Here is a 23,770-nt window from a genome sequence, read left to right as displayed (position 1 = left end):
TGGGATAGACGATTCTCCAGGCAGGGACGTGACGTTCCCGCGTAGAAACCGTAGCCAAACAATGGTGCCCAAGAGGGGACTCGAACCCCTACGACCTAAGTCGCTACCACCTCAAGGTAGTGCGTCTACCAATTCCGCCACCTGGGCTTGCGTATCGCGCGCGGCATCCCGCCGCGCAACATATTGTAACCGTCTTCAGTCTTTCTGCGACGGGGCAGGCGACTTTTGTTGTGCATTTTCCGGCGCCTGCGGCGCGGGCGGCGCAACGGCGGGTGCGGCGGCCGGCGCGGTCGACGCCGGCGCCTGCGGGATCTGCAGCTCGCCGGCCGGCGCGGCCGGGGCCGGGGTCGCGGCCTGCGACATCACGCCGAGGTTGGCCTCGGCCGCCGGGCGCGCGCTGTGGCCGGCATACCAGGCCATGAACAGGCTGATGGCGAAGAACACCACCGCCAGCCACTTGGTCGACTTGGACAGGAAGTTGGACGCGCCGCGCGATCCGAACACGGTGCCGGACGCGCCCGCGCCGAACCCCGAACCCGCCGCCGCGCCGGAACCGCGCTGCATCAGGATCAGCGCGATCATCGCGATCGCCACCAGCACGTAGACCACATTGAGGATGACCATCAGCATTTCGAAATCCGTCCGGACTTAAGTACGACTTGAGTAGCGAGCGGCCGCCACCGCGGCGACCGTTCGGTTAACGGGCCGCCGCGCGCGCGATGGCCAGGAATTCCTCGGCGACCAACGATGCGCCGCCGACCAGCCCTCCATCGACATCCGGCTGTGCGAACAGCTCCGCGGCGTTGTCGGGCTTGACGCTGCCCCCATACAGGAGCGGCAGCGAATCAGCGATTCTAGCATCGTGGGCGGCGACTTCGCCACGGATGAACGCGTGCACCGCCTGCGCCTGGGCCGGGCTGGCGGTGCGCCCGGTGCCGATCGCCCAGACCGGCTCGTAGGCGACCACGGCCTTGGCGAAGCCCTGCACGCCGACCAGCGCCAGCACCGGCGCCAGCTGCGCGGCGATGACCGATTCAGTCTGGCCGGCCTCGCGCTGCTCCAGGGTCTCGCCCACGCACAGGATCGGAATCAACCCGGCGTGCAGCGCGGCGGCGAACTTGCGCGCAACCAGTTCGCTGCTCTCGGCGTGGTACTGGCGCCGCTCCGAATGCCCGACCAAGCCGTATTCGGCACCGACGTCGACCAGCATCGCCGCCGACACCTCACCGGTGTAGGCGCCCTTCTCGTTGCTGCTCACGTCCTGCGCGCCGAAGCGCAGCGCATGGCCCTCGAAATCCTCGATCAGGTCGCCCAGGTAGGGCAGCGGCGGCAGGATCACCACCTCCACGCCGGCGGCAGGCAGGCCCGCGGCCACCTCCTGCACCAGCGCGGTGGCGAAATGGCGGTTGCCGTGCAGCTTCCAGTTTCCGGCTACGATCTTGCGTCGCATCGGCGCGTTCTCCGGCGAAAAAGTGCCGAAAGGATAGCCGATGCGCGGTTAGACCCGGCTCCGCCGGCTGCCCACCCTCCCCGCCCGCCGCCGATCCCCTGCGAGACCGCCATGCCCCAGCCCTCCGGCCATGCCCTGATCACCGGCGCCTCCAGCGGCATCGGCCGCGAGATCGCCCGCGAATACGCCCGCCGCGGCGTGCCGCTGATCCTCAGCGCGCGGCGCGAGGCGCTATTGCAGGCGCTGGCCGAGGAACTGCGCGCGCAGGTGCCGGTGCAGATTGTGGTCGCCGACTTGGCCGACCCGGCGGCACCGGCCGCGCTGGTGGCCGAACTGGAACGGCGCGGCCTGGCGGTGCGGATCCTGGTCAACAACGCCGGCTATGGCGTGCCGGGGCGCTTTCCCGACAGCGACTGGGCCACCCACGCCGCGTTCCTGCAGGTGATGGTCGGCGCGGTCTGCGAGCTGACCTGGCGCCTGCTGCCGGCACTGCGCGCCAGCGGCCACGGCCGCATCCTCAACGTCGCCTCGTTCGCCGCGCTGGTGCCCGGCGCCGACGGGCAGACCCTGTACGCGGCGGCGAAGAGCTTCATGCTGCGCTTCAGCGAATCGCTGGCGCTGGAGAACGCCGACCGCGGGGTCAAGGTCTGCGCGCTGTGCCCAGGCTTCACCTGGTCCGAATTCCACGACGTGACCGGCACCCGCGCGCAGATGGACAAGCTGCCACGCTGGGCCTGGCTACACGCCGACGCGGTCGCGCGCGCCGGCATCGACGGCGCCGAACACGGCCGCGTGCGGGTGGTGCCGGGGCTGTTCTACCGCGCCCTGCTGAGCCTGGTCGCGCTGCTGCCGAACGCCCTGCTGCTGCGGCTGATGCGCCGCGGCTCGCAGCGGATCAGGCCGTTGTGAAGCCGGGATTGGGGATTCGGAATTGGGGGTTCGCAAAGGCGGGACGTACGCGCCGGACACAAATGCAACGCGGGAACCCGCTCTTGCGAATCCCCAATCCCGAATCCCCAATCCCTGCTATTTCAGCTTGATCTCGCGCAACCGCTCTTCCAGATAGCCCTGCGCGGTGATCGGCTCGGGATAGCGGCTGGGGTTGTCGGCGCTGACGCAAGACGGCAGCACGTCGATCAGGAAATCCGGGTTCGGATGCAGGAAGAACGGCACCGAGTAGCGCGGCTGGCGCGCCTGTTCGCCCGGCGGGTTGACCACGCGGTGGGTGGTCGAGGGATACACGTGGTTGGTCAAGCGCTGCAGCATGTCGCCGATGTTGACCACGATGGTGTCGGCGTCGGAGGTGAACGGCACCCACTCGCCCTGCTGCGACTTGACCTCCAGCCCGGCGGCGCTGGCGCCGACCAGCAGGGTGATCAGGTTGATGTCCTCGTGCGCGCCGGCGCGCACGTTGGGGATGTCGTCGGCGGTGATCGGCGGGTAGTGGATCGGGCGCAGGATCGAATTACCCGAGTCGGTCTTGTCGGCGAAGTAGTGCTCGGGCAGGCCGATGTGCAGCGCCAGCGCGGCCAGCACGCGCGCGCCGAGCTGGTCCAGCGCCTGGTACAGGCCGTAGCCGTGCTCGCGGAAGCCCGGCACCTCGCTCGGCCACAGGTTCGGCGGCATGGCGTCGCGGTACCTGGAATCGTCGGGGATCTCGCGGCCGATGTGCCAGAACTCCTTCAGGTCGAAGTGCTTGGAGTCCTTGGCGGTTTCCACGCCGAAGGCGGTGTAGCCGCGCGCGCCGCCGCTGCCCGGCAGGTGGTACTTGCGCTTGACGTCCTCGGGCAGCGCGAAGAACGCCTTGAACACGCCGTAGGCCGCATCGATCTGCGCCTGCGCGATGCCGTGGTTGCGGATGCCGGCGAAGCCCCACTCGCGGTAGGCCGCGCCCAGTTCGGCGACGAAGGCGTCGCGGTCTGTGTCGAAGCGGGTGATGTCCAGGGTGGGGATGCGCGCAGTCATGGCGGAAACCGTAGTCGTCGTGAAAGGGAAACGCCGCGATCAGATCAGCAGGCGGTACAGCAGGTAGAAGGTGGCCATCTTGGCGATGACCACCGCAACGGCGATGGCGAGCGACTCACGCCGCGTCACGGACCGCCTCGGCGAGTCGTTCCAGCGTGTCCTGCATCAGCGTGGCGTCGTCGGCCTCGACCGTGACCCGCACCACCGGCTCGGTGCCGGACGGGCGCAGGAACGCGCGCCCGCGCCCCCGCACCGCCGCCTGCGCCGCGGCCAGCGCGGCCTGCACGCTCGCCGCCTCGGCCGGGCGCGCGCCCTGCTGCAGGCGCACGTTGACGGTCTTCTGCGGCACCTTGTCCAGGCCCTGCAGCGCCTCGCGCAGGCTCTGCCGCGAGCGCTTGAGCACTTCCAGCACCTGCAGCGCGCTGACGATAGCGTCGCCGGTAGTGGCGCGATCCAGGCACAGCATGTGCCCGGAGGTCTCGCCGCCGAGCACGCCGCCCTGCTCGACCAGCGCCTGGTGCACGTAGCGGTCGCCGACCTTGACCCGCAGGAACGGCAACTGCAGCGCGGCCAGGGCCTTTTCCAGCCCGTAGTTGGTCATCAGCGTGCCGACCACCGGCCCGCGCAGGCGGCCGCTGGCCTGCCAGCCGCGCGCCAGCACGTACAGCAGGTCGTCGCCGTCGACCGGATTGCCCTGGTCGTCGGCCATCAGCACGCGGTCGCCATCGCCGTCGAAGGCGATGCCCAGCTGCGCGCCATGCTGGCGCACGTTGCTGGCGAGGTTGTCGATGTGCATCGAGCCGACCCCGGCGTTGATGTTGAGCCCGTCCGGCGCGGCGCCGATCGCGATCACCTCGGCGCCCAGTTCGCGGAACAGCAGCGGCGCGATGTGGTAGGTCGCGCCGTGCGCGCAGTCCAGCACCACTTTCAGCCCGCGCAGGTCGAAGCCGCGCGGCACGCTGGCCTTGCAGAACTCGATGTAGCGGCCGATCGCATCGCGCGCGCGCATCGCCTTGCCCAGGCGCTCGGATTCCACGGTGGCGAACGGCGCATCGAGCGCCGCCTCGATCGCGCTTTCGGTGGTGTCGTCGAGCTTCTCGCCCTCGGCGGAGAAGAACTTGATGCCATTGTCGTAGTGCGGATTGTGCGAGGCGCTGATCACGATGCCGGCGTCGGCGCCGAGCGTGCGGGTCAGGAACGCCACCGCCGGCGTCGGCATCGGCCCGAGCAATTGCACGTCGGCACCGGCGGCGACCAGTCCGGCCTCCAGCGCCGATTCGAACATGTAGCCGGAAATCCGCGTGTCCTTGCCGATCACCACCGTCGGCCGCGCATTGCCTGCGCTGCCGGCGCCGAGCACGCGGCCCAGCGCATTGCCCAGGCGCATCACGAAATCGGCGGAAATCGCGCCCTGCCCGACCCGGCCGCGAATGCCGTCGGTACCGAAGTATTTGCGGGGGCTCATCGCTGCGGGACTCGGGACTCGGGACCCGGGACTCGGTCAAAGCCGGAGACATCCAGGGATCCAGAGAAATGAGCACCTGCCGCGCAATACGTCCGTTGCGCCGGGCCACGAGTCCCGAGTCCCGAGTCCCGGGTCCCGACCGTCATACCACCACCTCGGTCTTCGCCGGTGCCGGCTGCCGCATCATCATCGCCAGCAGTTCGGACAGGCGGTCGCGCAGTTCGCGGCGGTCGCAGATCTGGTCGATGGCGCCGTGCTCGAGCAGAAACTCCGAGCGCTGGAAGCCTTCCGGCAGGGTCTCGCGCACGGTCTGTTCGATCACCCGCGGGCCGGCGAAGCCGATCAGCGCGTGCGGTTCGGCGATGTTGATGTCGCCGAGCATGGCGAAGCTGGCCGAGACGCCGCCGGTGGTCGGGTGGGTCAGCACCGACACGTACGGCAGGCCGGCCTCGCGCAGGCGCCCGAGCGCGGCCGAGGTCTTGGCCATCTGCATCAGCGACAACAGGCCTTCCTGCATGCGCGCGCCGCCGCTGGCGGAGAAGCACACGAACGGCGCGCCGATCTGCAGCGCGGTCTCCGCGGCCAGCGCGAAGCGCTCGCCGACCACCGAACCCATCGATCCGCCCATGAAGGCGAAGTCGAACGAGGCGGCGACCAGCGGCTGCGCCTTGAGCAGGCCCTGCATCGCGATCAGCGCGTCGTACTCGCCGGTGCTCTTCTGCGAGATCTTGATGCGTTCGCTGTACTTCTTCTGGTCCTTGAACTTCAGCGCGTCGGTCGGGCCCAGGCGCGCGCCGATCTCGGTCGGCGTGGTGTCCGGGTCGAACAGCGCCGCCAGCCGCGCGCGCGCGCGGATCGCCATGTGGTGGCCGCACTTCGGGCACACCTCCAGGTTCTCCTCCAGCTCCGGCCGGTACAGCACGGCGCTGCAGTTGGGGCATTTCTCCCACAGGCCTTCGGGGACGCTGCGCTTCTTGCTGGGCGTGCTATCGGTGCGGATGCCGGAGGGCATCAATTTGCTGAGCCAACTCATGCGGAATGACGATCCAGTCGCGCGGCCCACCGGGCCGCCAAGGGGCGACAGTCTAGCGCGGTGCTAGATATCGCGCCGCAACGAGATTACGCGAGCCGCAGCACCACACCGGTTGATGCGCCGCAACATCCCTGCCCGTTGCCGGCGCGCAATCGCCTCGCATGTCAGAGGAGCCGTGCCTCCCCGCTCCGGGCGGAGCGGGGAGGCACGACATGCGCGCCATTGGCGCGCGTGCCGTGAAGCGTCCGGCCATGGATGCTGGCCAAGCCGAGATGCCGGCGCAACGGCGAAGAACGGGCCAAGCCACGCAGCCCACCCTTGTCCCTAAAAATCCGCAGCCGAGCCGCTACCGCAAACAGCTGATCTTCCCGCCAGGCAGCACCAACCGCCGGCAGATACGCGCCCTCAGCCCTGGTCCAGCGCCTGCCGCAGCGGCGTCAGGAAGGCCAGCACGCGTTCGCGCACCGCCTCCGTGGTGGTCGCCTCGGCCAATGCCGCGACCAACGCGCTGCCGACCACCACCCCGTCGGCGTCCACCGCCATGGCCTTGGCGCTGGCGGCGTCCTTGATCCCGAACCCGGCCACCACCGGCACCGTCGAGCGCGCGCGCAGCTGGCGCAGGCGATCGCCGGCGGCGCGGGTGTCGAGGTGGTCGGCGCCGGTCACGCCGGCGAAGCTGACGTAGTACAGGTAACCGCGCGCCGCATCGCACAGCAGGCCGATGCGCGCGTCGCTGGTGGTCGGCGAGGCCAGCACGATCAGGTCCAGGCCGGCCGCGGTGAAGATCGCCAGGGTCTCGGCCGATTCTTCCGGCGGCAGGTCGACCAGCAGCACGCCGTCCACGCCGGCGGCCACCGCTTCGTCGGCGAAACGCGCGGTGCCGTGGATCTCGACCGGGTTGAGGTAGCCCATCAGCACCACCGGCGTGGTTGCGTCGTCGCGGCGGAACGCGCTGACCGTTTCCAGCACGTAGGCCAGGCCGGCACCGCGCGCCAGCGCGCGCTCGGAACTGCGCTGGATGGTGGGGCCGTCGGCCATCGGATCGGAGAACGGCACGCCGAGCTCGATCACGTCGGCGCCGGCCTCGACCAGCGCATGCATCGCCGGCACCGTCGCCTCCAGCGACGGATCGCCGGCGGTGAGAAAGGGAATCAGCGCCTTGCGCGATTGCGTGCGCAGGCGGGCGAAGGTTTGGTCGATGCGGCGCATGAGGAGTCCAGGCAATGATGAGGATCAATCGGTTGGCGGCGAATCGGGCCATGCGCTGCAGACCAGCATGTGCCGCGGCAGCTCCGCCAGCGCCTGCTCTGGCGCTTCCACATCGAAGCTATCCACGCAGCAACCGCAACCGGTGTTTTCGGAACAGGTACGCAGGTCGCCGCGCCAGCGATCCAGCCAGTCGAGCAGCAGGTCCTGCTCGCCCGGCGCGTCGATCTCGGCAATCAGCGTCGCGCGTACCCAGCGCATCGCTCAGATCTGCATGCCGTCGCGCGCGGCGATGGTGTGCACGTCCTTGTCGCCGCGGCCGGACAGGTTGCACAGCACCAGCGCGTCCTTCGGCAGGTCGCGCGCCAGCTTGATCGACTGCGCCACCGCGTGGCTGGATTCCAGCGCGGCCAGGATGCCCTCGGTGTGCGCCAGCAGGTGGAACGCGGCCAGCGCCTCGTCGTCGGTGATGCCCTGGTAGACCGCGCGGCCGCTGTCGGACAGGAACGCGTGCTCGGGGCCGACGCCGGGATAGTCCAGGCCGGCGGACACCGAATGGGTCTCGGTGATCTGGCCGTCGTCGTCGCAGATCACGTAGGTGCGGTTGCCGTGCAGCACGCCCGGGCGGCCGGCGGCGATCGAGGCGGCGTGGCGGCCGGTGGCGATGCCGTCGCCGGCGGCTTCGGCGCCGTAGATCTTCACCCCGGCATCGTTGAGGAAGGCATGGAACAGGCCGATGGCGTTGCTGCCGCCGCCGACGCAGGCGCTGATCGCGTCCGGCAGGCGGCCGTAGTCTTCCAGCATCTGCGCGCGCGCTTCGCGGCCGACGATGGCGTTGAAGTCGCGCACCATGCGCGGATACGGATCCGGGCCGGCGACGGTGCCGATGATGTAGAAGGTGTCCTGCACATTGGTCACCCAGTCGCGCATCGCCTCGTTCAGCGCGTCCTTGAGCGTGGCCGAGCCGGAGGTCACCGGCACCACCCTGGCGCCGAGCAACTGCATCCGGTAGACGTTGATCTTCTGCCGCTCGATGTCGGTGGCGCCCATGTACACCACGCACTCCAGGCCCAGCCGCGCGGCCACCGTGGCGCTGGCCACGCCGTGCTGGCCGGCGCCGGTCTCGGCGATGATGCGGGTCTTGCCCATGCGGCTGGCCAGCAGCGCCTGGCCGATGGTGTTGTTGATCTTGTGCGCGCCGGTGTGATTCAGGTCCTCGCGCTTGAGCAGGATCTGCGCCCCGCCCACTTCGCGGCTGAGCCGCTCGGCGTGGTAGATCGGGCTGGGGCGGCCGACGTAGTGCTTGAGGTCCTTGTCGTACTCGGCGATGAAGGCCGGATCCTGGCGCGCCTGGTCGTAGGCGGCGGCCAGTTCCTGCAGCGGCCCGATCAGGGTCTCGGCGACGAAGCGGCCGCCGTAGCGGCCGAAGTGGCCGCTGGCGTCGGGATAGGCGTGGAAGTCGCTGATGGGGACGGAGGACATGGCGATCGCAGGCAGCAGGACAGGCCCGCACTTTAGCGCACGCGTCGCCCGGCAAAAACCGATAAAGTCTGAGCCTATACGTCAGGAAATCTCACATGTCCAACCTGCGCCGCCTGCCCTCGCTGAACGCGCTGCGCGCATTCGAGGCCGCCGCGCGGCTGCGCAGCGTCGGCGCCGCGGCGGCCGAGCTGCACGTCACCCACGGCGCTGTCAGCCGCCAGATCCGGCTGCTGGAGGAGGAACTGGGGCTGGCGCTGCTGCAGCGCGAAGGACGCGGCATCCGCCCGACCGTGGCCGGCGAGCGGCTGCGCGACGCGGCCGGCGGCGCCTTCGCGCAACTGCAGGACGCGGTGGCCGAACTGCGCCGCCCCGCGCGCGCCAGCGCCCTGGTGCTGGGCTGCCCGGGCAGCATCCTGGCGCGCTGGATGATCCCGCGGTTGCAGGCGTTGCAGCGCGACCTGCCCGAGCTGACCCTGCACCTGTCCGCGCACGAGGGCGACTTCGCCGCCGACCTGGACGGGCTGGACGCCGCCCTGCTGCTCGGCCAGGCGCCATGGCCGGACGGCTGGCAGGTGCACGTGCTGGCGCCGGAGCGGATCGGCCCGGTACTCAGCCCCGCCCTGCCGCAGGCGCAGGCATTAGCGGCGAGCCCGCCGTCGGCGTTGCTGCAGCAGCCGCTGCTGCACACCGCCTCGCGCCCGCAGGCGTGGCCGGCGTGGGCGCAGGCGCATGGCGTGGACGCCACCGCACTGCACTACGGCACCGGATTCGAGCACCTGTACTACCTGCTCGAAGCCGCGCTGGCCGGCATCGGCGTGGCGATCGCACCGCAGCCGCTGGTCGCCGACGACCTGGCCAACGGACGCCTGCTGGCACCGTGGGGCTTCGCCGAGACTGGCGGGCAATGGGCGCTGTGTGCGCCGAGCGGACGCGAGGATCCGCGCATCGTCGCGCTGGCCGCGTGGCTGCGCATGCAGTTGCGTTGATCCACACGCGGTTCCCTCTACCCGCAACGAACGGCCAGATCCGGCCATGGTGCTCGCACCGTTTGAGCGTCAACCATGCCACGGAAAATCAAGTGGGAACCTGTGCATGTCGTCGCGCCGACTGCATGTGCCACGCAAGTGGCGCGACATCGCCGGCCAAGGCAACCAAGTGCCTGGCGGCGTGCAATGCAACCGTGTCATCGCAGCACGACAAGCGGCATCACATCGCGTGCCGTAGCGTTGTCGATGGACATGAAGGCGATTGCGCGAACGCGCAAACAGCCGTGAAGACCGCTTCGACGCTCCGCGCTGCGCCCAAACTCCGCACTACACAGCCACGACCGGGCTGTAGCGGGAACGCATCTCAGCTGAAGCGTTTCCTACAGCGTGCAAGAACCTACGGCTTGCCACCAAAGTTTCAGCGGCCGCGCGCGTAAAAAACTCCAAGACCCACGCGCATCCATTCAACAGTTGGTGTTCAACTCATGGCAGTCGGCGCGGCGCACTTCCTCGACGAACTTGCGCATCTTGTGGCCGTCCTTGATGCCTGGCTGGCTCTCGATGCCGCTGGAGACGTCGATGCCCCATGGCAGCGTCGCCACGATCGCGTCGAACACGTTGTCGGCGGTGATGCCGCCGGCAAGCAGAAACGGCCGGTGCAGGCCGGTCGGCAGGCGTGTCCAGTCGAAGGTCTTGCCGGAGCCGCCGCCCTCGCCCGGGGCATGGCTGTCGAACAGGAAGCCGGCCGCGTTCGGGTACTGCAGCTGCAGGGTGCGTGCATTGACGTCGCTGCCGCCCATCGGCACCGCCTTCAGGTACGGCAGGTTGAAGCCGCGGCAGAAGCCGTCGTCCTCGTCGCCATGGAACTGCAGCAGGGTCGGCCGCACCGTGCGCAGCACTTCGCGCACTTCGTCCTTGGGGTTGTCGCGGAACAGCGCGACCACGTCCACCATCGGCGAGGCGGCCTGGCGCATCGCGCGGGCTTCGGCCGGGGCGACCCGCCGCGGGCTGCCGTGCGCGAATATGAATCCCACCGAATCCACCCCAAGTTCGCCCGCCAGGCGGATGTCGCCGGCGCGGGTCATGCCGCAGAACTTGATGCGGGTGCGATACAGGGTTCGATTCATAGGGTGACCTCGGCCGGTAGCTTCCAGATGTCGGGGTAGAGGGGACCGACGAACACCAGTCCCTGGGGCGGCGCGGTCGGGCCGGCGACGCTGCGGTCGCGCCCGGCAAGCAGTTCGCCGATCCAGGAAACCGGCTTGTCGCCTGTTCCTACCAAGATTAAGGACCCCACGATATTGCGCACCATGTGATGAAGGAATGCATTGGCCTGGACCTGGACCTCGACGACCTCGCCGATCCGGGTCACCGCGATCGACTGCAGCTCGCGGCGCGCATGCAGCGCCTGGCACTGGATGCTGCGGAACGCGCTGAAGTCCTGCTCGCCCAGCAGCGCCTGCGCCGCAGCGTGCATCGCCTCGGCCTGCAGCGGCCGCCGTTCCCAGCTCAGCGTCTGCCGGTACAGCGCCGGGCGCACCTGGCGGTTGAGCAGGCGGTAGCGGTAGCGCCGCGCGCGCGCGGAGAAGCGCGCGTGGAAATCGTCCGCCGCCGGCACGCACCAGCGCACGCACACCGAGGCCGGCAGCCGTGCGGTGGCGCCGAGCATCCAGCCGCGCGGCGCACGCGGCGCATCGCAATCGAAATGCACGACCTGGCATTCGCCGTGCACGCCGGCGTCGGTGCGTCCGGCGCAGACCACGCTCACCGGCGTATCGGCCACCGACGACAACGCCGCCTGCAGCGCCGCCTGCACGCTCGGCCCACCCGATTCGCCGAGCTGCTGCCAGCCCTGGAACTCGCTGCCATCGTATTCCACGCCCAACGCATAGCGCATGGCGACCTACTCCGACACTACGTGCGGCGCGGATGCGAGCGGCCAGGGCGCTGCGCTGTGGCGTGCGCGATGCCGCTGCGGCATGCGCTGCCGAGCGGCGGGAGCGCTGGCCGTTCGCAGGTGCGGCAGCGGCATGGAGATGCCAGCCGGTCGGCCGGCAGCGCCGACATCGCGCATGCGACCGGCTTTGGCCCGGCAACGCGCCGCCGGCCGGGAGCTTGCGCTGCGTGCCACCGGCAGCGTCCTGTCGAGGAGGTGTTCGCGCATCGTCGCATTCCCTGTCGAAGCAGGACGGCGGCGGCGCAGCCGCCGCACGCCGTCCGCGGGTCTCAGCCCAGGCGACCCAGCAGTTGCAGGGCCTCGGCACGTGCCGCCGGATCGCCGCCGGCCGCCACTTCGGTCAGCAGGGTGCGCGCGGTCTCGTTGTCGCCCAGGTCCATGTAGGCCACTGCCAGTTCCAGGCGTTCGCGGCCGATCGGCGGATAGGCCGGCGCCGGCTCGGCGATCGGTTCGGCGGTCGCCGGCAACTCCTCTTGGTGCCAGGTCGGTTCGTGGCGTGCCGCCGCGGCGGCGACCGGCGTCGGCGCCAGCACCGGCGGCGGCTGCCGCCATGGTTCGTCGGCGTCGGGCGATGCCTGCGGCGCAGGCGCGGCCTCGAGGTCGGAATGCGGCGCGACGTAAGGACGCTGCGCTGCCGGCATGTCGTCCGCGTCGTCGTGGCGCGGCGCATGGCCGGCCAGTTCGCGTTCGAACGCCTGGTCCTGATAGGCCGGATCCTGGTAGGTCCGGTCCGCGTCCGCGTCGTCTTCGACCGCGTCGCGCGTGTGCTCGTCCAGCGGCGGCAGGTCCGGCGCGTCCACCTCGCGATGCGCGACCACCGGCACCGCCGCGGCCAGTTCCGCCGTGTCGTAGCCATGCCGCGGCAGCGGCGGCAACGGCGAGGGCTTGCGCCGGCGCGACAGCAGCAGCGCACCGATGCCCAGCACCAGCAGCGCCAGCCCGCCCCACAGCCACAGCGGCCAGCCGTTGGACGCCGGCGTCGGCGCGGGTTGCGCCTGGGCCTGGGTCTGCCCGGCCTGGCCCAGGCGCTTCTGCGCCGCGGCCAAGTCGCTGTCCTTCAGCGCGATCAGTTGCTGCTGCTGGGCCTTGAGCTTTTCCAGCTGCTCGACCCGCGAGCGCAGTTCCTGGACCTCGGCATCGCGTGCCGCGAGGTCTTCGCGCGCCTGCTGCAATTGTTGAGTCGCCACCATGTCTCCCTCGTCGCCGGCACCGGTGCCGGACTTGGTTCCCGCGTTGTCGCGTTGCGCCGGCACCGCCGGCGCGATTTCCAGGCGTGCGCCCGATGCCCCAGTGGCGGTCGCGGCGGCCACCGGCTTGGCGGCGGCCGGCGCAGCGGCATCGGCCTGTTGTGCTTGCGCCGGTTGCGGCACCGGCGCGCGCGCCTGGCGCCACTGCGCGGCCTGCTCGCGGACGATGGCCGTGGCGGCGGCGGCATCGAGGCCGGCCAATTCCTCCTGGCGCGGCGTACGCAGCACCGCGCCCTGCTTGAGCAGGTTGACGTTGCCGCGGATGAACGCATCCGGATTGGCGCGCAGCAGCGCGACCATGGTCTGGTCCAGCGAATGGCCGCTGCCGCGCACCAACTGCCCGGCGATCTGCGACAAGGTCTGTCCGCGCTGCACCGGGGCCAGCGCGTCGCCGGGTGCGGCGACCGGGGCCGGCGCGCTGCGCACCGGCGCGGCGGGTGCGGCCGGCAGCGCCGGTGGCGGCGTCGGCGTGCTGGCGGCCGGCGTCGGCGCCGGCAACGGTTCGCTGCGGACGATGCGGTCGGACGGCACCGCGGCCGCCGGCGCGTCGATCGCCGGCGCATCGATCGCCGCGGCGGTGTTGGGCGCGTCGACCAGCGCCGAATATTCGCGGATCAACCGACCCTGGCCCCAATCGACTTCGATCAGGAAGCTCAGCGACGGCACCTCGACCGGCATCCGGCTGCTGACGCGGATCACCGCGCGGCCCTGGTTGGTCTGGGCGAAGCGGAACTGCAGATCGCCGACCAGGCCATCCGGCCGCTGCAGCCCGACCCGGGCGAAGGTCGCCGGCGAGGCCAGCGCCACGCGCGCGTTCTCCAGTTCGCCGGGCTCGTTGGAAATCACCGGGATCTCGGCCAGGAACGGCTCGCCCGGCTTGGACAGCACGCGGATGTCGCCGAGCCCCAGTGCCAGCGCGGCCTGGCTGCAGGCCAGCAACAGCAGCGCGCACGCGGCACGCCAGCCGCGGCGCGGTCCGAATGCAATGGAAGTGCCGTCGCCGCCATGGCGGCGGCGGCGGAAGAAGCGTGGTTGTAGGCGCATCACGCCCCTGCCCTTGGTTTCATGGCGAGCAATATATCCGAAGCCGGGACCGGGGACCGGGGACCAGGGACCCGGAAGAGCAAAAGCTAACCGCAAGAGCTGCCGCCAAGGCCGGGACCCGGAAAAAACAAACGGCAAGAGCTGCCGCTCTTGCCGTTGCATAACTCTTTCGCCAGCTAACCCCCCAATCACCGAGCCAGCGCCCACGGGTCCCCGGTCCCCGGTCCCTGGTCCCGGCTTTTTAGCCTTCCTGCGCTACCAACTCGGCCAGCTGCACCGCGTTGAGTGCGGCGCCCTTGCGGATGTTGTCGGAGACGATCCACAGGTTGAGGCCGCGCGGATGCGAGATGTCCTCGCGGATGCGGCCGACGTAGACCGCGTCGTTGCCGGACGCGTGGGTCACCGGGGTCGGATAACCGCCGGGCTTGCGCTCGTCGACCACTTCCACGCCCGGCGCTGCTTCCAGCAGCGCGCGCGCCTGCTCGGCGCTGACCTTGCGCGTGGTCTCGATCGCCACCGCTTCGGAGTGGCCGTAGAACACCGGCACGCGCACCGCGGTCGGGTTCACCTGGATGGTGTCGTCGCCGAGGATCTTGCGCGTCTCCCAGACCAGCTTCATCTCTTCCTTGGTGAAGCCGTTTTCGAGGAAATCGTCGATGTGCGGGATCAGGTTGAACGCAATCTGCACCGGGAAGCGCTGCGGATCGATGGCCTGGAAGTTGAGCAACTGGCCGGTCTGCTTGCCCAGTTCCTCCAGCGCCGAACGGCCGCCGCCGGACACCGACTGGTAGGTCGCCACGTTGATCCGCTCGATGTTGTATTCGCGGTGCAGCGGCGCCAGCGCCACCAGCATCTGCATGGTCGAGCAGTTGGGATTGGCGACGATGCCGCGCGGGCGCTGCTTCAGCGCTTCCGGGTTCACTTCCGACACCACCAGCGGCACGTCGTCGTCGTAGCGGAACGCCGAGGAGTTGTCGATCACCACCGCGCCGGCGGCGGCGAACTTCGGCGCGTATTCCTTGGAGATGCCGCCGCCGGCGGAGAACAGCGCGATGTCCACGCCGGTCGGGTCGAAGGTCGCCAGGTCGAGCACGGTGACCTTCTGGCCCTTGAACTCGACCTGGCCGCCGGCCGAGCGCTCGGAGGCCAGCGGATACAGGGTGGCGATGGGGAAGTCGCGCTCGGCGAGGATGTTCAGCATGGTTTCGCCGACGGCGCCGGTGGCGCCGACGACGGCGACGTTGAAACGACGGGATTCGTTGCTCATGGGAGATTGTTCGATCGAGTAGGAGAAAGGGGGGAACAGCCGCAGTGCCAGCTGGATTCGGGGAACCTCCCGAGCGCGCGCTCAGGTCGCCGGAGGTTCCCTATCGTTTTTTGCTCGCGATCTTGCCGTCGCCAGTGCCGGTGCCAGCGATCGCCTCCAGGTTCAACGCATTCGGCGGGCGCTCGGCGTCGGCGCCGAAGCCCAGCGCGGCCAGCAGGTTGTCCACCGCCAGCGCCACCATCGCGCGGCGGGTAGCCGCGCTGGCACTGCCGATGTGCGGGGTCAGCACCACGTTGCGCAGCGCCAACAGTTCCGGACGCACCGCCGGCTCGCCTTCGTACACGTCCAGCCCGGCCGCGGCCAGGCGCCCGTGCGCGAGCGCGTCGGCCAGCGCCAGTTCGTCGATCAGGCCGCCGCGGGCGATGTTGACCAGCGTCGCGGTCGGCTTCATCTGCGCCAGCGCAGCGGCGTCGAGGAGGTGGTGCGACTGCGGGGAATACGGCAACACCAGCAGCAGGTGATCGGCGCGCGCCAGCAGTTCGTCGAAGCCGACGTACTCGGCGGCGTGCGCATGCTCCACCTCGGCCGGCAGTCGGCTGCGGTTGTGGTACAGCACGCGCATCGAGAAGCCGGCGGCACGGCGCGCGATGGCCTGGCCGATGCGGCCCATGCCGAGGATGCCCAGGGTGCTGCCGTGTACGTCGGCGCCGAGCATGGTCTGGAACGACCACTGCCGCCACTGCCCGTCGCGCAGCCAGCGCTCGGATTCGGTGACGCGCCGCGCCGCGGCCATCAGCAGGGCGAAGCCGAGATCGGCGGTGGTCTCGGTGAGCACGTCGGGGGTGTTGCTGGCGACGATGCCGGCCGCGCTGAGCGCGTCCAGGTCGAGGTTGTTGTAGCCGACGCCGACGTTGGCGATCGCCCGCAGTCGCGGTGCACCGGCAATTTCGGCCGCGCCGATACGCTCGTTGAGCGTCACCAGCGCGCCGTCCAGCGGCGCCAGCGCCGCGGCCAGCTCCTGCTGCGAATACTTGGTCACGTCCGCGGTGGTGGTCAGCACGCAATGTTCGCCGAGCCGTGCGACGACATCGTCGAACAGCGGCTGGCTGACCCACACCCGCGGCCGCGACTCAGCCATCGCCACCGCCCGGAATGCGCGGGATGACGCTGCCGACATCGCCGCACTGCGCTCGATGGCGCAGCGCCTGATCCATCAGCACCAGCGCCACCATCGCCTCGGCGATCGGGGTGGCGCGGATGCCCACGCAGGGGTCGTGGCGACCGGTGGTGATCACGTCCACCGCCTGACCGTCCACGTCCACCGTGGCGCCGGGCAGGCGCAGGCTGGAGGTGGGCTTGAACGCCAGCGAAGCGACGATCGGCTGGCCGGTGGCGATGCCGCCGAGCACGCCGCCGGCGTGGTTGGACTGGAAGCCGTCCGGCGCGATCAGGTCGCGATGCTCGGTGCCCTTCTGGGTCACCGCGGCGAAGCCGTCGCCGATCTCCACGCCCTTGACCGCGTTGATGCTCATCAGCGCCGCGGCCAGTTCGCCGTCGAGCTTGCCGTAGATCGGCTCACCCCAGCCCGGCGGCACGCCGTCGGCGACCACGGTGACCTTGGCGCCGATCGAATCGCCGGACTTGCGCAGCGCGTCCATGTAGCGTTCCAGCTCCGGCACCTGCGCCGCGTGCGGCCAGAAGAACGCGTTGTCTTCCACCGCGTCCCAGGCGAAGCCCTGCGGCAGGACCGGCCCGAGCTGCGACAGGTAGCCGCGCACGCGCACGCCGTAGCGCTGCGCCAGCCACTTCTTGGCGATCACCCCGGCGGCCACGCGCATCGTGGTTTCACGCGCCGAGGAGCGGCCACCGCCACGCGGATCGCGGATGCCGTACTTCTGCCAGTAGCTGTAGTCGGCATGGCCCGGACGGAACTGGCGGGCGATGTCGGTGTAATCCTTGCTGCGCTGGTCGGTGTTGCGGATCAGCAGGCCGATCGGGGTGCCGGTGGTGCGGCCTTCGTAGACGCCGGACAGGATCTCGATCTCGTCGGCCTCGCGCCGCGCCGAAGTGTGGCGGCTCTTGCCGGTGGCGCGGCGCTGCAGGTCGTGGGCGAATTCGGCGGCGTCGAGCTCCAGCCCCGGCGGGCAGCCGTCGACCACGCAGCCGATCGCCGGCCCGTGCGATTCGCCGAAGGTGGTGACGGTCAGCAGGGTGCCGAAGCTGTTCGCGCTCATGGCCGCCGGCTCACCGGCCCGCGGCCAGTTCGGCGATGCGCGCGTGGTGCGCGACCAGTTCGCTGGCTTCCACCGCGAAGATGCCCATCTGCCCGACCTTGAACTCGACCCAGGCGAAATCCACCTCGGGCAGCAACTGCACCAGCGCGCGTTCGGATTCGCCGACTTCGCAGATCAGCAGGCCGTCCTCGCTCAGGTGCGCCGGCGCATCGCGCAGGATCTTCAGCGCCAGGTCCAGGCCATCGTCGCCGGCGCGCAGGCCCAGTTCCGGCTCGTGCGCGTATTCGGGCGGCAGCGCGTCGGTCTCGGCATGGGTGACGTAGGGCGGATTGGTGACGATCAGCTCGTAGCGGCGCCCGCCCAGCCCGGCGAACAGGTCGGACTTGACCAGCTCGACGTTGTCGGCCAGCAGCCGCGCCTTGTTCTCGGCGGCCAGCGCCAGCGCGTCGTCGCTGATGTCGACCGCGTCCACCTGCCAGTTCGGGTTGTAGTGGCCCATCGCGATGGCGATGCAGCCGGAACCGGTGCACAGGTCCAGCGCGCGAGTCACCTCGCGCCCGGCCAGCCACGGCTCGAAGCCGGCTTCGATCAGTTCGGCGATCGGCGAGCGCGGCACCAGCGCACGCGCGTCGCTCTTGAAGCTGAGCCCGGCGAACCAGGCCTCGCCGGTCAGGTAGGCGGCGGGGATGCGCTCGGCGATGCGGCGCTCGAACAGCGCCAGCACCTGCGCCTTCTCCGGCGTGGTCACCCGCGCGCCGCCATAGGCCGGGCCCAGGTCGTGCGGAAGATGCAACGCGTGCAACACCAGCTGCGTGGCCTCGTCCAGGGCGTTGTCGTAGCTGTGGCCGAAGCTCAGCCCGGCGGCGTTGAAACGGCTGGTGCCGTAGCGGATCAGGTCGATGATCGTGTGGAGTTCGGCGGCCGCGTCGGCAGTCATGGCAACAGGCAAGGCAATTCGGCCCCCGATTATAGAGGCCCGACCGCTATCATGAGCGTTCGTTGCATGGGAAATCAGTATGTTCAACCGCAACTTCGGCATCGTTCTGGTGGTCGCGCTGGCCGCCGGCCTGGGCTTGCTGCTGGCCCAGAAGTATTTCGGCGGCAGCGCCGCCGTCCCGGCCTGGCCGGAGACGCGCGCGGTGCGCCTGTACCCGCAGCCTCGCACCCTGCCCGACTTCCACCTGCGCCAGTCCGACGGCACGCCGCTGGTCCCGGGCGAGCTGAAAGGCCACTGGACGCTGGTGTTCCTGGGCTTCACCGCCTGTCCGGACGTGTGCCCGACCACCCTGGCCGACCTGGCCCGGGCGCAGAAACAGTGGGAAGCGATTCCGGAGACGCTGCGCCCGCGGGTGCTGTTCGTCTCGGTCGATCCGCAGCGCGACACCCCGGCGCGGCTGGGCGACTATGCGCATGGCTTCCACAAGGACACCCTCGCCGCCACCGCCGACGTGCCGGAGCTGGAGCGCTTCGCCACCGCGCTGGGCTTCGTGTTCCAGAAGGTGCCCGGCACGCGTTTCCAAGAGAACCCCAACGACTACAGCATGGACCACTCCGCCGCGATCGCCGTGCTCGACCCGCAGGGCCGCCAGACCGGGCTGATCCGTCCGCCGTTCGAGCCGGCGGCGATCGCCGCCGACCTGCAGGCGCTGACCGAGGCGACCGCGCCGTGAGCCTGGTGACCTCGCTGACCTATGTGCTGCCGCACCGGCTGCTGTCCTCGCTGGCGCGGCGCCTGGCGTATTCGTCGCGGCCGGGCCTGAAGCAATGGCTGATCGACACCGTGGTGCGCCGCTTCGGGGTGAACCTGGCCGAAGCCGCCGAACCCGACCCGCGCGCCTATCCGACCTTCAATGCGTTCTTCACCCGCGCGTTGAAGCCCGGCGCGCGCGTCGCCGATCCCGACCCGCAGGCGCTGCTGATGCCGGCCGACGGGCGCATCAGCCAACTCGGCCCGATCCAGGACGGGCGCATCTTCCAGGCCAAGGGCCAGTCGTTCACCGCCGCCGAACTGCTCGGCGACGACGCCGCGGCGGCGCCGTTCGCCAATGGCGTGTACGCCACCGTGTACCTGTCGCCACGCGACTACCACCGCGTGCACATGCCCTGGACCGGCACCTTGCGCGAGACCGTGCATGTGCCGGGACGTCTGTTCAGCGTCGGCCCGGACGCGGTGCGCGCCGTGCCGCGGCTGTTCGCGCGCAACGAGCGCCTGGTCTGCCATTTCGACACCGAGTTCGGCCCGATGGCCTCGGTGATGGTCGGGGCGCTGCTGGTCTCCGGCGTGGAAACGGTGTGGAACGGCGTGGAGATCCCGCGCTACGGCGACCGCATCACCCGCAAGGACTGGCGCGGCAAGGGCATCGTGCTGGAGCGGTTCGCGGAGATGGCGCGCTTCAACTACGGCTCCACCGTGATCGTGTTGTTGCCACCGGGCGTGGCGACGCTCGATCCGGCACTCGCCGCGGAAACGCCGGTCCGGCTCGGCCAAGCCCTGGCACGGCGGTTGGATCGCTGACGCGCGGCGGCGCGCCAAGCTGACGGGCGCACCACATCCACTGCGGCGCGGCGCGCTTCAACTACGACTCCACCGTGATCGTGCTGTTGCCACCGGGCGTGGCGACGCTCGATCCGGCACTGGCGGCGGAAACGCCGGTGCGACTCGGCCAGGCCCTGGCATGGCGGTTGGATCGCTGACGCGCGGCGGCGCGCCAACCTGACGGGCGCACCGCATCCACTGCGGCGCGGCCCGCTTCAACTACGGTTCCACCGTGATCGTGCTGTTGCCACCTGGCGTGACGCAGCTCGATCCGGCACTGACCGCGGAAACGCCGGTCCGGCTCGGCCAGGCGCTGGCGCGGCGGCTGCAAGGCTGACGCACGTAAGCGTCAGCCAAGCATTGCGGACGACGCGGCGCTTTTTGCAGGAGGGGCTTCAGCCCCGACTGGACGTTACCGGCAATGCCCGGTCGGGGCTGAAGCCCCTCCTACAAACAAAAGAACCTACTCCTTGTGGGAGGGACTTCAGTCCCGACGCATTGCCGCCAGTCCCGCGCCAACACCAAGCGCCGGCTATGCGGGAGGCGAAACGCGGACAGCGTCGCGTCGACGCCGCTTTCCAACGACCTGCAAGCCGTCACTTATCGCACCCGGTCATCTTCAGCGACTGCCCCGGCTTCAACGCATAGCCCGGCGCGCGCAGGCCGTTGGCCTTGGCCAGTTGCTTGATGTCGCAGTTGTAGCGGTCAGAAATGCGGCCCAGCGTGTCGCCCTTGGCCACGCGGTAGCTGCGCACCTGCTTGGGCTTGGGCTTGACCGGCGCCGGGCGCCCGGTGGCGACCGTGGTCGGCACGCCGGCCACCGGGGTCACGTCGCCCACCGCCACGTTGCCGGTGGGATCGGCCAGCACCGGCGTGCTGCTGCGGATCGCGGCGTTGACGTCGGCGGTGATCAGTGCGCGCGCCAGGTCGGCGCGCGGGCCGCTGACGCAGTAGCGGTTGTACAGGCCGACGATCTTGGTGGTGGCGTTGAGGGTGACCCCGGCCGGGATCCAGCCATCCGGCTCGTAGCGCGGGTTGAGGTTGCGCAGCGCGCGCATGTAGCCGTCGCGGGTGCCGTCGCTGCCCAGGCAGATGGTCAGTTCGTAGATCGTGGTCGACTTGGCCAGGCGCAGCGTCGCCGGCTGCGCGTTGATCTTCGGGAACGCCACGCCGTACTGCTGCGGGTGCAGGAAGATCCACGCCGCGGCGATCACCATCGGCACGTAGTCCTTGGTCTCGGCCGGGAACTGGTTATACACCGAGGCATCCCAGAAACCGCGCCCCTGCATCTGGTTGTACACGCGCGCGGCGCGGCCCTCGCCGCCGTTGTAGCCGGCCAGCGACAGCTCGATGCTGCGGTTGAGCCCGGCCATACGCTCGTTGATGTACACCGCGCTGGCCTCGGCGGCGCTGCGCGCGTCGTAGCGGGTATCGAAGCCGGTGCCGTCCGGGCCCAGCCCGAAGCGGCGCCCGGTGGCCGGCATGAACTGCATCAGCCCTGCCGCGCCGACCCGCGAATTGGCGTGCACGCGGCCGTTGGATTCCTTGGCCATGATGCCGAACAGCAGCGCCTCCGGCAGCCCGCGCTTTTCCCATTCCGGCCACATCACCGCACGCAGGTTCTGGTAGTTCTCGTAGCTGTTCATCAGCGACGGGCGCATGTCGGTGAGCCAGCGGCGGATGCCGGCCTGTACCGCCGGGTTGTATTCGACCATCGCGTCGAAGGCATGGCGCTGGTCGTTGAGCAGGCTGGCCGCGCGCGCGGCTTCCGGCACGTTGGCCGCCAGCGGGCTGATGTGGTCGGGATCGGCCTGCAGCGGCGCGGCGCCGTCGTCGACCGCATCGGCATCGGTTGCCGCATCCTGCGCGTCGGCCTTGGCCTTGAGCAGGCGCTTGTAGGCGCTCAGGTAGGTGCCGACCTGGCAGCCGCGCTGCTTGATGCAGGCATCGACCACGTCCTCGATGTCCTCCAGCGCCGCGTCGCTTTCCTGGGTGCCCTTGGGGTCGCTGTTGCCGACCAGCACCATCGCGTCGTTGTAGCGCTTCTCGGCCGCCGCCAGGCGCTGGTCGAGGACGGCGATGGCGGCCTTGTCGCGCGTGGAGACGCGTTCGGCGTGGGCGGCGGGCGCGGCGCAGGCCAGCGCCAGGGCAGCCACGGCGGGCCATCCATGGGTGATACGGAACGAAAGGGGCATGATGGGACGCGACGACGGAAAGGCCGCAGGGTAGCCGCCGCTGTCACATCGCGGCAAGGTCGGGCCAGCGCCGGCACCGCGCCGGCGGGGCATTCGTTCATCGCTGCGGCCCGGCAAATCAGGCCATTGACGCCTCCGCGGCGAGCGGGCGCCGGCGCGAACGCCTAGAATCCGCCCACCTCACCGCGGAGCTGTTCATGGACCCGATCCTGCTGGGCAAAGGCGTGACCGACGACATCGCGGTGCTGCTGCAGCCGCGCCTGGGCAATCGCCACGGGCTGGTCGCCGGGGCCACCGGCACCGGCAAGACTGTGACCCTGATGACCCTGGCCGAAGGCTTCTCGCGGATCGGCGTGCCGGTGTTCATGGCCGACGTGAAGGGCGACGTGGCCGGGCTGGCGGTGGCCGGCGACGGCAGCGAGAAAGTGCTGCAGCGCGCCAAGGACATCGGCGTGGCCGACTACGCCCCGGCGGCCAACCCGGTGGTGTTCTGGGACCTGTACGGCCAGCTCGGGCACCCGGTGCGCACCACCGTCAGCGAAATGGGGCCGACCCTGCTGGCGCGGATCCTGGAACTCAACGACACCCAGGCCGGGGTGCTCGACATCGTGTTCAAGCTGGCCGACGACCGCGGCCTGCTGCTGCTCGACCTGGACGACCTGCGCGCGCTGCTGGCGCTGGTGGTGGAGCAGCGCAAGGACATCTCCACCGAATACGGCCTGGTCGGCGCGCCGTCGGTGGCGGCGATCCAGCGCGCGCTGCTGCGCCTGGCGCAGGACGGCGGCGAAGGCTTCTTCGGCGAACCGGCGCTGGACCTGGCCGAGCTGATGCGGGTCGGCAGCGACGGCCGCGGCGTGATCGGCATCCTCGCCGCCGCACAACTGGTGCTCAAGCCACGCCTGTACTCGACCTTCCTGCTGTGGCTGCTGTCGGAGCTGTTCGAACGGCTGCCGGAAGTGGGCGACCTGGACAAGCCCAAGCTGGTGTTCGTGTTCGACGAGGCGCATTTGTTGTTCGACGACGCGCCGCCGGCGCTGGTGCAGCGCATCGAGCAGGTGGTGCGGCTGATCCGCTCCAAGGGCGTGGGCGTGTACTTCTGCTCGCAGTTCCCGGACGACGTGCCGGACAACATCCTCGGCCAGCTCGGCAACCGCGTGCAGCACGCGCTGCGCGCCTATACCCCGCGCGACCAGAAGGCGGTGCGCACCGCCGCCGAGACCTTCGTTGCCAATCCCAAACTGGACGTGGCCAAGACCATCTCCCAACTCGGCACCGGCGAAGCCCTGGTGTCGACCCTGCAGGACAAGGGCGTGCCGTCGCCGGTGCAGCAGACCCTGATCGCCCCGCCGCGCTGCCGGATGGGCGCGATTACCGACGCCGAGCGCGCGCAGGTGCGCGCCGGCAGCGTGGTCGGCAGCCGCTACGATACCGCGGTCAACCGCGACTCGGCGGCGGAGATGCTGGCGCGCCGGGTCGAGCAGGTGGCCGAGAAGACGGCGGCGCCGGCGGCGCGCACGCGCGAGCAGGACGACGCGCAGGACAGCGGCTTCGGCCAGGCGGTCAAGGACGCGGTGTTCGGCACCAAGCGCCGCCAGGGCATGCTGGAAACGATGGCCAAGCAGACCTCGCGCACCGTCGGCAACCGCATCGGCCAGCAGATCGTGCGCGGCATCTTCGGCAGCATCTTCGGCGGCAAGCGCTGA

The 23,770-nt window shown here is 70.2% G+C and carries 21 protein-coding genes, 1 tRNA gene and 2 pseudogenes; 7 read left to right on the top strand and 17 right to left on the bottom strand.

Going from position 1 to position 23,770, the window contains the following annotated elements; genetic code table 11:
* Positions 1-62: 62 nt before the first annotated feature.
* The 3 genes from NUG20_RS08200 to tpiA all read right to left on the bottom strand — a co-directional run bounded on the left by NUG20_RS08200 (position 63) and on the right by tpiA (position 1,450).
* Positions 63-147: transfer RNA gene (locus NUG20_RS08200), tRNA-Leu, on the bottom strand.
* Between the two features lie 48 nt (positions 148-195).
* Complete coding sequence (secG, locus tag NUG20_RS08195) at positions 196-630, bottom strand: preprotein translocase subunit SecG (RefSeq protein WP_263397867.1); 435 nt, start codon at positions 628-630, stop codon at positions 196-198.
* A 67-nt stretch (positions 631-697) separates the two neighbouring features.
* Positions 698-1,450 (bottom strand): triose-phosphate isomerase, encoded by a 753-nt coding sequence (tpiA, locus tag NUG20_RS08190; RefSeq protein ID WP_263397866.1) that lies wholly within the window; start codon positions 1,448-1,450, stop codon positions 698-700.
* 111 nt (positions 1,451-1,561) lie between these two features.
* Between tpiA and NUG20_RS08185 the strand changes: the two genes are divergently transcribed.
* A complete protein-coding gene (locus tag NUG20_RS08185; protein WP_263397865.1) occupies positions 1,562-2,359 on the top strand; it encodes an SDR family NAD(P)-dependent oxidoreductase in 798 nt (265 codons plus the stop codon).
* Between the two features lie 117 nt (positions 2,360-2,476).
* On the opposite strand, the gene NUG20_RS08180 is transcribed toward NUG20_RS08185, so the two are convergent.
* The 6 genes from NUG20_RS08180 to trpB all read right to left on the bottom strand — a co-directional run bounded on the left by NUG20_RS08180 (position 2,477) and on the right by trpB (position 8,601).
* A complete protein-coding gene (locus NUG20_RS08180; RefSeq protein ID WP_263397864.1) occupies positions 2,477-3,415 on the bottom strand; it encodes an isopenicillin N synthase family dioxygenase in 939 nt (312 codons plus the stop codon).
* Between the two features lie 115 nt (positions 3,416-3,530).
* A complete protein-coding gene (gene glmM / locus NUG20_RS08175; RefSeq protein ID WP_263397863.1) occupies positions 3,531-4,880 on the bottom strand; it encodes a phosphoglucosamine mutase in 1,350 nt (449 codons plus the stop codon).
* Between the two features lie 142 nt (positions 4,881-5,022).
* Positions 5,023-5,913: an acetyl-CoA carboxylase, carboxyltransferase subunit beta gene (gene accD / locus NUG20_RS08170; protein ID WP_263397862.1), complete on the bottom strand. Its 891-nt coding sequence runs from the start codon at positions 5,911-5,913 to the stop codon at positions 5,023-5,025.
* Positions 5,914-6,318: 405 nt separating this feature from the next.
* Entirely contained in the window at positions 6,319-7,122 is an 804-nt protein-coding gene (gene trpA / locus NUG20_RS08165) for a tryptophan synthase subunit alpha (RefSeq protein ID WP_263397861.1), read from the bottom strand.
* 24 nt (positions 7,123-7,146) lie between these two features.
* Positions 7,147-7,380 carry a hypothetical protein gene (locus NUG20_RS08160; RefSeq protein ID WP_263397860.1) on the bottom strand — a complete coding sequence of 78 codons (234 nt, stop codon included), beginning with the start codon at positions 7,378-7,380 and terminating at the stop codon, positions 7,147-7,149.
* 3 nt (positions 7,381-7,383) lie between these two features.
* Complete coding sequence (trpB, locus tag NUG20_RS08155) at positions 7,384-8,601, bottom strand: tryptophan synthase subunit beta (RefSeq protein ID WP_263397859.1); 1,218 nt, start codon at positions 8,599-8,601, stop codon at positions 7,384-7,386.
* A 95-nt stretch (positions 8,602-8,696) separates the two neighbouring features.
* Here trpB and NUG20_RS08150 point away from each other — a divergent pair, with 95 nt between their 5' ends.
* Positions 8,697-9,587, top strand: a complete 891-nt coding sequence (locus NUG20_RS08150) for a LysR family transcriptional regulator (RefSeq protein WP_263397858.1) — start codon at positions 8,697-8,699, stop codon at positions 9,585-9,587.
* Positions 9,588-10,051: 464 nt separating this feature from the next.
* On the opposite strand, the gene NUG20_RS08145 is transcribed toward NUG20_RS08150, so the two are convergent.
* The 7 genes from NUG20_RS08145 to prmB form a co-directional block, all read right to left on the bottom strand.
* Positions 10,052-10,714: a phosphoribosylanthranilate isomerase gene (locus NUG20_RS08145; RefSeq protein ID WP_263397857.1), complete on the bottom strand. Its 663-nt coding sequence runs from the start codon at positions 10,712-10,714 to the stop codon at positions 10,052-10,054.
* A complete protein-coding gene (gene truA, locus NUG20_RS08140) occupies positions 10,711-11,484 on the bottom strand; it encodes a tRNA pseudouridine(38-40) synthase TruA (protein ID WP_263397856.1) in 774 nt (257 codons plus the stop codon). Before truA ends, NUG20_RS08145 begins: the two co-directional genes overlap by 4 nt.
* Before the next feature lie 329 nt (positions 11,485-11,813).
* A complete protein-coding gene (locus NUG20_RS08135; protein WP_263397855.1) occupies positions 11,814-13,835 on the bottom strand; it encodes a type IV pilus assembly protein FimV in 2,022 nt (673 codons plus the stop codon).
* Between the two features lie 241 nt (positions 13,836-14,076).
* Positions 14,077-15,102: an aspartate-semialdehyde dehydrogenase gene (locus NUG20_RS08130; protein ID WP_263397854.1), complete on the bottom strand. Its 1,026-nt coding sequence runs from the start codon at positions 15,100-15,102 to the stop codon at positions 14,077-14,079.
* Between the two features lie 100 nt (positions 15,103-15,202).
* Positions 15,203-16,240 carry a 2-hydroxyacid dehydrogenase gene (locus NUG20_RS08125; RefSeq protein WP_263397853.1) on the bottom strand — a complete coding sequence of 346 codons (1,038 nt, stop codon included), beginning with the start codon at positions 16,238-16,240 and terminating at the stop codon, positions 15,203-15,205.
* Positions 16,233-17,336 carry a chorismate synthase gene (aroC, locus tag NUG20_RS08120; RefSeq protein WP_263397852.1) on the bottom strand — a complete coding sequence of 368 codons (1,104 nt, stop codon included), beginning with the start codon at positions 17,334-17,336 and terminating at the stop codon, positions 16,233-16,235. The genes NUG20_RS08125 and aroC overlap by 8 nt, the downstream gene beginning before the upstream one ends.
* A gap of 10 nt (positions 17,337-17,346) precedes the next feature.
* Positions 17,347-18,273 carry a 50S ribosomal protein L3 N(5)-glutamine methyltransferase gene (gene prmB / locus NUG20_RS08115; protein ID WP_263397851.1) on the bottom strand — a complete coding sequence of 309 codons (927 nt, stop codon included), beginning with the start codon at positions 18,271-18,273 and terminating at the stop codon, positions 17,347-17,349.
* A 79-nt stretch (positions 18,274-18,352) separates the two neighbouring features.
* Here prmB and NUG20_RS08110 point away from each other — a divergent pair, with 79 nt between their 5' ends.
* The 4 genes and pseudogenes from NUG20_RS08110 to NUG20_RS08095 all read left to right on the top strand — a co-directional run.
* On the top strand, positions 18,353-19,006 hold the full coding sequence (locus NUG20_RS08110) for an SCO family protein (protein ID WP_263397850.1): 654 nt from the start codon (positions 18,353-18,355) through the stop codon (positions 19,004-19,006).
* The gene (asd, locus tag NUG20_RS08105) at positions 19,003-19,851 is read left to right on the top strand and encodes an archaetidylserine decarboxylase (RefSeq protein ID WP_263397849.1); all 849 of its coding nucleotides are present in this window, start codon (positions 19,003-19,005) and stop codon (positions 19,849-19,851) included. Before NUG20_RS08110 ends, asd begins: the two co-directional genes overlap by 4 nt.
* 50 nt (positions 19,852-19,901) lie before the next feature.
* Positions 19,902-20,030 (top strand): annotated as a pseudogene (locus tag NUG20_RS08100) (phosphatidylserine decarboxylase); the annotation flags it as partial.
* 50 nt (positions 20,031-20,080) lie between these two features.
* A pseudogene (locus tag NUG20_RS08095) lies at positions 20,081-20,209 on the top strand (phosphatidylserine decarboxylase); the annotation flags it as partial.
* Positions 20,210-20,468: 259 nt separating this feature from the next.
* On the opposite strand, the gene NUG20_RS08090 reads toward NUG20_RS08095, so the two are convergent.
* On the bottom strand, positions 20,469-22,067 hold the full coding sequence (locus tag NUG20_RS08090; protein WP_263397848.1) for a transglycosylase SLT domain-containing protein: 1,599 nt from the start codon (positions 22,065-22,067) through the stop codon (positions 20,469-20,471).
* Between the two features lie 197 nt (positions 22,068-22,264).
* Between NUG20_RS08090 and NUG20_RS08085 the strand changes: the two genes are divergently transcribed.
* Positions 22,265-23,770, top strand: coding sequence for a helicase HerA-like domain-containing protein (locus tag NUG20_RS08085; protein WP_263397847.1), 1,506 nt, complete (start codon positions 22,265-22,267; stop codon positions 23,768-23,770).

The organism is Xanthomonas sp. CFBP 8443, assembly GCF_025666195.1.
In the GTDB taxonomy this organism is placed as follows: Bacteria; Pseudomonadota; Gammaproteobacteria; order Xanthomonadales; family Xanthomonadaceae; genus Xanthomonas_A.
The sequence above is the reverse complement of the archived record's forward strand: the minus strand, read 5'-3'. Positions and strand labels throughout refer to the sequence as shown.